This is a genomic window from Thalassobacterium sedimentorum, assembly GCF_031127905.1.
GTDB classification, from domain to species: Bacteria; Verrucomicrobiota; Verrucomicrobiia; order Opitutales; family Coraliomargaritaceae; genus Thalassobacterium; species Thalassobacterium sedimentorum.
In genome coordinates this window covers 1-6,636 of record NZ_JARXIC010000065.1, presented here as the reverse complement: position 1 = coordinate 6,636, position 6,636 = coordinate 1, and the positions used below count along the sequence as shown (strand labels likewise).

Sequence of the window (6,636 nt, the reverse complement as noted above, 5' to 3'; positions counted from 1 at the left end):
GCTCATTGCGTCGTTCATCTAACGACAACAAACAATCGACGAATCAGAGTGAGCCAAATCTTTTGACTAGTCTATTCAGACTAGTCACCTGTCATCATGCAACCAACATCCTCTGGCTGCGCGCCCCAAGTCACCAAGGCCATGACACCTCGCACGGAAGTTTCCATCCCAGAAGATGCCCGACCTAGATTTTCGTCGGCGCGTCCTTGAGGCAAACGAACGTAATAGGTTATGTCACTGTAACGAGCCAGCTTCGTCGGCTCGACGAGTTCGTAAATTTCTTCAGCTGAAGTGGCATACGAACTCATCGAAAGCAAACTAAGCAAGATGCCACGAAGTAGCGCCTTAAGATTATAAGACATCATCAAATCGAATCTTTATATTTTGCGTTTGCCCCGGATCCTATCCTCTGCGTTTGACCCGGATCCTATCCTCGTTTGCCCCATTTTCTATGCCCTGCCCCCGTTTTAGCATCTACAACTCGTGTTCTACAGATCAGATCTAATAACGACTTTCTACTGCGACCAGAACGCCAAAAGGGGATAAGAGGCAAACAAAGTAATCCAAAACTAATCACCTTAAAAATGGAGCGAAATTCCAACACTAATAACTCGCAAAGCCCGTGACTATACACTTCAATCTTCAAATCGATCGTTAGTTGTCCCAAGCTCCGCCTAAATAACAGTGACGTAATCGTAAAATAAAGTAAAGCCATACAGACTTCGCCTACACTACGAAGTTCACTTACAGATTTAACGCAAGAGATAAGAGCTGACAGGAGAATTAAGTCGATAAAGAACGCTATAGCTCGTCTCATTTAAATCTATAGTCTGGGGTAAATATTCAGTGAACTAAAATGGATTAGTTTCTGATCTCATAAGTCGGTACCTGTTCCTTAATGAATTCTCATATTTCGTCAAGATTCCTGCATCCATTTCTTTGTCTATTTTCCAACTGCCATCAAACTCTCTCAATAAGCGATGCATAGCAAACGAGTTAATGCCTCCACCAAAATCCGTAAGTTTAGCAATATACGCAATTGTGCTATCAGACTTCTCTTTACCCACGGCATAAACACACTCAGCATCCCGAAATTGAGCACAATAAGATTTGATAAAATCGATGTATCTGCTTTCGCTCATTTTTTTAATCTCTGATTCAACCTCAATCCAAGCCTGACTAGTCATTACATTTTCCAAAGACTGGACATCACCAGAACACTGGGAACTTACGAAATCGCCATATGCACTTAGTATTGGGCGTTCGCCTAGGTTAAGGATCTTAAGATTACAATCCAAGGTCTTCCAATCGATTACTGGGGCAGAATCTTCAGCTTCGTCTAACTTAAAAACCTCATATAATCCATCAAAATCGTTGCCTGAACCCTTCGGTTCTCGAACGTCATTGATCTGTTCTAAACTAGAACTTCCATCTTCGCTGCTAAATGCAGTTGATTCTTTAACTATTGATTCACCATCTTCACTTCTATAATGGATGCTAAAGTCAGACTCGAAATAATGTATTGTTTCCCGCGTTGCTAAAACTACTTTGAAAACCGAATCCTCTCGGAGAACTCTAACAGGAAAGACAGACACATCACCGTAGGCAACTCTGTCCGCAAAATTACGAGAGTCCTCTATTAATATAGACGGAGCATCTACAATATAAATGTAATACCAGTCTCCGTCTAGTCCCTCCCTCTCAACTGCCCGCAATAATATATGCGTTACGAAGTTGCGATCAAGATCAACCATCCTACTCGCTCTTTCAGACAAGAATTTTTGACTGAAAGCACCGCGTAGTCCATCACTTTCAACTTCGTTCAGGAATTGAATGCGAGGAACACTCTCACTAAAAACTTTCGTCAATAGTATTAAAAATATAAAAATTTGTTTCATCATTCTTAAAGTTTGAATTTTGCTTCTTCAGCAACGACTCGTTACCCACTGCGAACTAAGTCAGAGTGTCTAATTACTTTAGTAAATTGTTCTCAGATTGACGATGGCCAGCAACGATTGATGTTTATATTTGAAACAGGCGCGGGCAAATCCACAAACATGTTAAAACAAACATTACCAGTTAAAGAGCCTGAAAAATCACTAACCGATGGAGTATCCGCCAAGTCTGTTGGCGTGTAAGCTCCACTAATACCCAAGCTGCCAGAGAGATTACCAGTATGGTCAACGTCAAATTCATCAAGCTCAGGACAGTCAAAACAAAAATCAGTATCTACTTCGACATTAATCCCAGCATTTACAGTCGTCGACATAGTCAAGACACCGGTCAATTCCTCACACCCATCATTCAAGGACTGAGTTGATGTCCCCCCACCGTTAACAGTAACCTTAAGTTCTCCTGTGTGACGAACTTCCACTAATGGTAGGTTATCCATCGATTTGATCGCATTGCTGACAATAGGAATGGCGAGTGCGGTGGAAGTGTGCTCTAACTTAACATCTAACGTGCTAGATCCAGTCTTATAATCGATTATTGAGTCGGAACAACAACTCTTTCCAGTTTCTAAATCTGTTAAAGTATATGTTCCCTCTCCACTAATTGAAATATCAAATTCGGCCAAAATATTCTCGATAGATGCTGGCTGCACATAAGTATATGTAATTCCTTCATCTTCAGGATGTTCAACATTCGGGTCATATTCCTCGCCGTCACAGCATTCATACCCTTCTGTCTCTGCATTTGGGTTATCTATTGTGCACGAAGGACACTCACTAGCATCGCACACCAGAGTTCCATCTTCACATTCATAACTTGGATCACTGCCATCAGCGCAACAGTCGTCATCAGCATTCACAGACAAGACTCCAAACACAAATGCTTGCAGTAGTAGAATTAATTTTAGGTTTTTCATATTCGGTTTAGTTTTATTTTCTGGTTTGAGTTAAAAGTTTTACTGCATTTGAAATCAATTCAGGCGCATCCACTTGCACATAGCCATCTGCCTCACGCTTGACAAGATACTCGCGACCATCGGGATAGAGCGTTAAAAAGAGTTCCTCCCCCTTGCTTCGATCCCAAAACTGCTCGCGGCCATCGGCCCATTTCATGTAGCTCAGCCGACCTTGCGAATCGAATTCCTTGTATGAGACCGCATCGCCATTTAAGTAATGCGCGATGGATCGGCCGTTCTCGGAATCGTCATACACATATCGATCCACGTTACCATTGGCTTTGAAAACCTCCCGCTCCAAAAATTCTCCCGCTGAATTGTAAACGGTGCGCCGGACTAATCTACCATCCAAGTATTCGACAGCTTCGCTTCCATCATGCGTATCTTCCCATTTCCAAATACGCATCGAATCGCCATAAACGGCACGAATCGGCCTACCCTTTGGGTCGTATGAATTCAAACGGTCCAGCACCCACTTACCATCTTTCAACACTTCACGCCTGCGCAATTTTCCATTAGCGGGGCCTTTTGAGCTAATCACTGTGCGGCGAATCACTTCACCCGTCGCCAAATCGGTATAAACCCGCACCCCTGAATTCCAGACATAAGACCAGCGTTGCTCGTCACCATCAAGGGGAAGCCGAGTCATTTCGACCGCGTCCGGGGTGACATCCCAATTGCCCTCGTTAATATTCGGGTCCCATGAGTTGTTTTTAACCGCATAAGTGGAACCGGCATCTGCGGTCACAAACCCACTCCCCGCTTCCCACTCGATCCAATTATCCGAATCTGCACCTCCGTTCTCGGCATTCGCAATCTCCATTCGATTTACTGCGAGATCGAGTGCCTTCGTCAGCTTCTTTCCCGCTTCATCCACAATGAATACCTCTCGCTTGCGTGCGTCTGCTTTGCTGTAAGAATAATACTCCGCGCTGTTTTCACCAAATCGTAAGCTACGCAAGAAACTGACACGGTAATTTCGGTAATTTGTTGAGCCATCGGGCGCGGTTAATTCGCCATCGCCCATCTCGACCTCGATGCGCTGCTCGCCGATGACGATACGCTCAGGGCCAGTCGCGCCCCGGTATTCAATTTCGAAAATTCGTCGATTGGTTTCAGCGTTTGTGATGTAAAGCGGATATCCTCTCCCCGAGTAAGTAACACGACATCTTGCTGCAGAGTCACCCAGCTTAAACTCCTCAAGCCTTCCCTCATCATATCGAAAAATATAACCAGACTCGTCGAGCGCTTCGATCAAGACTGCACCCCTGCGACCGATGGTCGCCTTCCAGTCTTGACCACGTTCGACAAACACCTTTTCCCCACGCCGTGTATCACCGCTTGGATCCAGCGAGAAGAATTGACGTCGCTCGTGAGGACCATCCCAATAAAGCTTGTACTGCTTGTATTGGACGACGGTCGATGCCAGTAAAGGGATACGCCAGTAAGGCCCGAAAGCACCTGGAGCGTCGGCAGGATTGGTATTAAAAACCAAGTTGATAGGAAAGCTCGCTCCACCCATGGGAAGCTCACCCAATACACGCACGATCCGTCCATGCCCAAAGGAATTAGCAGATCCCAAGGCATTGTCACGCGCGTCCAGATCCAACACCCGCGCTTGACCAGCAATCGAAAACAACAAGAAGGTAAAAATAAGAGTCAGGAACCTCGCTCCAAAACACCCTTGCGGTTTCCCCAAACGCGCAAGGGCGTAGTCTACAAAACTGGCACGTATTGTTTTCACTATTAGAGCAGGTTCCTGATCTTACAAATTAAGATATACGAACTAAACCAAAACCTGACTAGGCATAGAATCTGAGTCATCATCATCGTCATCGTCGTCATCATCATCACATTCGGGATCTTCGACGGGACAACACGCAACAAGATCAGAGCTTAGCGACTGATATTGGCTAAATCCATAGGCTCCAGCAATCAGGCCAAGTAGCAACAGAAGTAGAAGTTTATTAAGTTTCATAGTTATTTTCAGTTTTGGTGTTTTTATTTAAAAGCATGCAATTCTCTCCATGCTTGGATTAGATTCTGGTTCGGAAAGATCGCCATCAACTCTTGCTGGACGGCCTCTTCTGAAGCTTCAAAGACTTCGCCCGACTCAACGTCGGCGTAAGCGGCTATGTTGGATTGACCGTTCGTAACTTCGAAAAAATCGCGCACAAATTGTTCAAATGCGCCATGCCGGTTGTGCCCAGTCCCTGGAAGACTCACCCAGACCCAAGGCTTTTGTTGCTGCCGGCCTTGATAAAAGTAAGAAAAGCTCGGGTACCAACGTCCGCCATCATGCTCGCCACATGCCACTATACCCGGAGGATTAGTTTTATTTATTTGCGGTGCGTCCCAGAACTGGGCCGGATACGCGGCACAGGCAATGACTCGCTCAGGTGCCCATTCAGCAAAGCGGCTGGTAAAATGCGCGCCACCTGAAAAGCCATAAATCAAAATGGGCAGATCGCGACCGTACGTTGTGCGAACCGCATCCAATAAAGCTTCCCCCGAACCTTGCTCCGGCCAGTAATACCCTTCACGCGCTTCACCATACATTTTCTCTGACTTCGATTTAAAAGCGAGCGCGATGACACCCAACCTGTTGGCCTTAGCAAAATCCATCCACGACGATTCGTTCAGAAAGAACGCACCATCTCCATTCATGCCAGGACAGAGCACTAATACCGCCTGCTCGTCACCGCGCACCTCAGCCGCATGCCAGCCATAGGTATCCGCACAGACCATGCTTGCACTAAGAGCAAGCAGTGAGCAAAGGAATATGCGGATAAGTTTCATATTTTAGAGGTCTGGTTTAAGCGTGATTTAAGCGTTTTTAAGCGGTCTAATAGAATCTGTGAGACATGAGGGGCACCGCTCAATCACGCTTAAATTGCGCTTAATTGTGGAGAGTTTTTGCCTAGTAATTAAAAGTGTAGTTGAGTGATTCGAAGATGTTCGTCGCCTGAGGATTAACGAATCAAAGCGTGGGCATAGATAATTTTCGGTTCTGCATCGGCCATTGCGACCGTCACCTTCACCAAGCCCCGGCCACTCGCTTCGGTTTTCAAGGGCGCGACCACGACCTCAATGTCGTTTGAACCTGCCACTGCCGGCAGCGCCTCAACCGCAAAGTCAGCGGACTCGCATTCAACCGACACGACCCTTGCACCGAGGTCCGCGTTGGGCGTGATTGTCAATGTCTTCGCAGCTGGCTCCGAACCAACTCGCCACAACAATAGCCCAGGCTTCATCGTGACCAATTGCGGGATGTCTAACTTGAGCGCGAGCTGAATTTCAGGCTGAGCTAAGTCTTTCGTCAGCACACGGACTTTCTTACTCTGCAAGCCCTGACGGCTCCCGACCGAGAAATCCCCCTTGATCACACCGGATTCACCTGGGGCATAAGTCATCTTATCCAGCTTCGCGGTGGTGCAACCGCAAGTGGTCTTGATCTCGCTGATCTCGACCGAAGAATCACCTTCATTTTTGAAAGCAAACTCGAAAGGATAACTTTTCACATCCGGCGCGATCGTGTCTTCAATCACCGTCCGTTCGAACTTAAGCTCCGCCTGAGCCGAATTCACCCCGAGCAGCGCTACAGCTAGCAGCGGAAATAGAAATGTGTCTTTAATTGTTTTATGTAATTGGCTCATTGCGTCGTTCATCTAACGACAACAAACAATCGACGAATCAGAGTGAGCCAAATCTTTTGACTAGTCTATTCA

At 46.1% G+C, this 6,636-nt stretch carries 7 protein-coding genes; all 7 read right to left on the bottom strand.

Going from position 1 to position 6,636, the window contains the following annotated elements; all coding sequences use genetic code 11:
• Positions 1–80: 80 nt before the first annotated feature.
• Positions 81–365 (bottom strand): hypothetical protein, encoded by a 285-nt coding sequence (locus QEH59_RS17965; protein WP_308986769.1) that lies wholly within the window; start codon positions 363–365, stop codon positions 81–83.
• Positions 366–851: 486 nt separating this feature from the next.
• A complete protein-coding gene (locus QEH59_RS17960) occupies positions 852–1,901 on the bottom strand; it encodes a hypothetical protein (RefSeq protein ID WP_308986768.1) in 1,050 nt (349 codons plus the stop codon).
• An 89-nt stretch (positions 1,902–1,990) separates the two neighbouring features.
• Positions 1,991–2,869, bottom strand: coding sequence for a hypothetical protein (locus QEH59_RS17955; RefSeq protein ID WP_308986767.1), 879 nt, complete (start codon positions 2,867–2,869; stop codon positions 1,991–1,993).
• 13 nt (positions 2,870–2,882) lie between these two features.
• Positions 2,883–4,652 (bottom strand): hypothetical protein, encoded by a 1,770-nt coding sequence (locus QEH59_RS17950; protein WP_308986766.1) that lies wholly within the window; start codon positions 4,650–4,652, stop codon positions 2,883–2,885.
• A gap of 42 nt (positions 4,653–4,694) precedes the next feature.
• Complete coding sequence (locus QEH59_RS17945; protein ID WP_308986765.1) at positions 4,695–4,886, bottom strand: hypothetical protein; 192 nt, start codon at positions 4,884–4,886, stop codon at positions 4,695–4,697.
• A gap of 23 nt (positions 4,887–4,909) precedes the next feature.
• The gene (locus tag QEH59_RS17940) at positions 4,910–5,707 is read right to left on the bottom strand and encodes an alpha/beta hydrolase (RefSeq protein ID WP_308986764.1); all 798 of its coding nucleotides are present in this window, start codon (positions 5,705–5,707) and stop codon (positions 4,910–4,912) included.
• Positions 5,708–5,880: 173 nt separating this feature from the next.
• Positions 5,881–6,564 carry a DUF1573 domain-containing protein gene (locus QEH59_RS17935; RefSeq protein ID WP_308986763.1) on the bottom strand — a complete coding sequence of 228 codons (684 nt, stop codon included), beginning with the start codon at positions 6,562–6,564 and terminating at the stop codon, positions 5,881–5,883.
• Positions 6,565–6,636: the final 72 nt, after the last annotated feature.

Coding starts and splice junctions, on each gene's coding strand:
- QEH59_RS17945 (WP_308986765.1), bottom strand. CDS start 4,886: ATGAAACTTAATAAACTTCTACTTCTGTTGCTACTTGGCCTGATTGCT.
- QEH59_RS17960 (WP_308986768.1), bottom strand. CDS start 1,901: ATGATGAAACAAATTTTTATATTTTTAATACTATTGACGAAAGTTTTT.
- QEH59_RS17935 (WP_308986763.1), bottom strand. CDS start 6,564: ATGAGCCAATTACATAAAACAATTAAAGACACATTTCTATTTCCGCTG.
- QEH59_RS17965 (WP_308986769.1), bottom strand. CDS start 365: ATGATGTCTTATAATCTTAAGGCGCTACTTCGTGGCATCTTGCTTAGT.
- QEH59_RS17955 (WP_308986767.1), bottom strand. CDS start 2,869: ATGAAAAACCTAAAATTAATTCTACTACTGCAAGCATTTGTGTTTGGA.
- QEH59_RS17940 (WP_308986764.1), bottom strand. CDS start 5,707: ATGAAACTTATCCGCATATTCCTTTGCTCACTGCTTGCTCTTAGTGCA.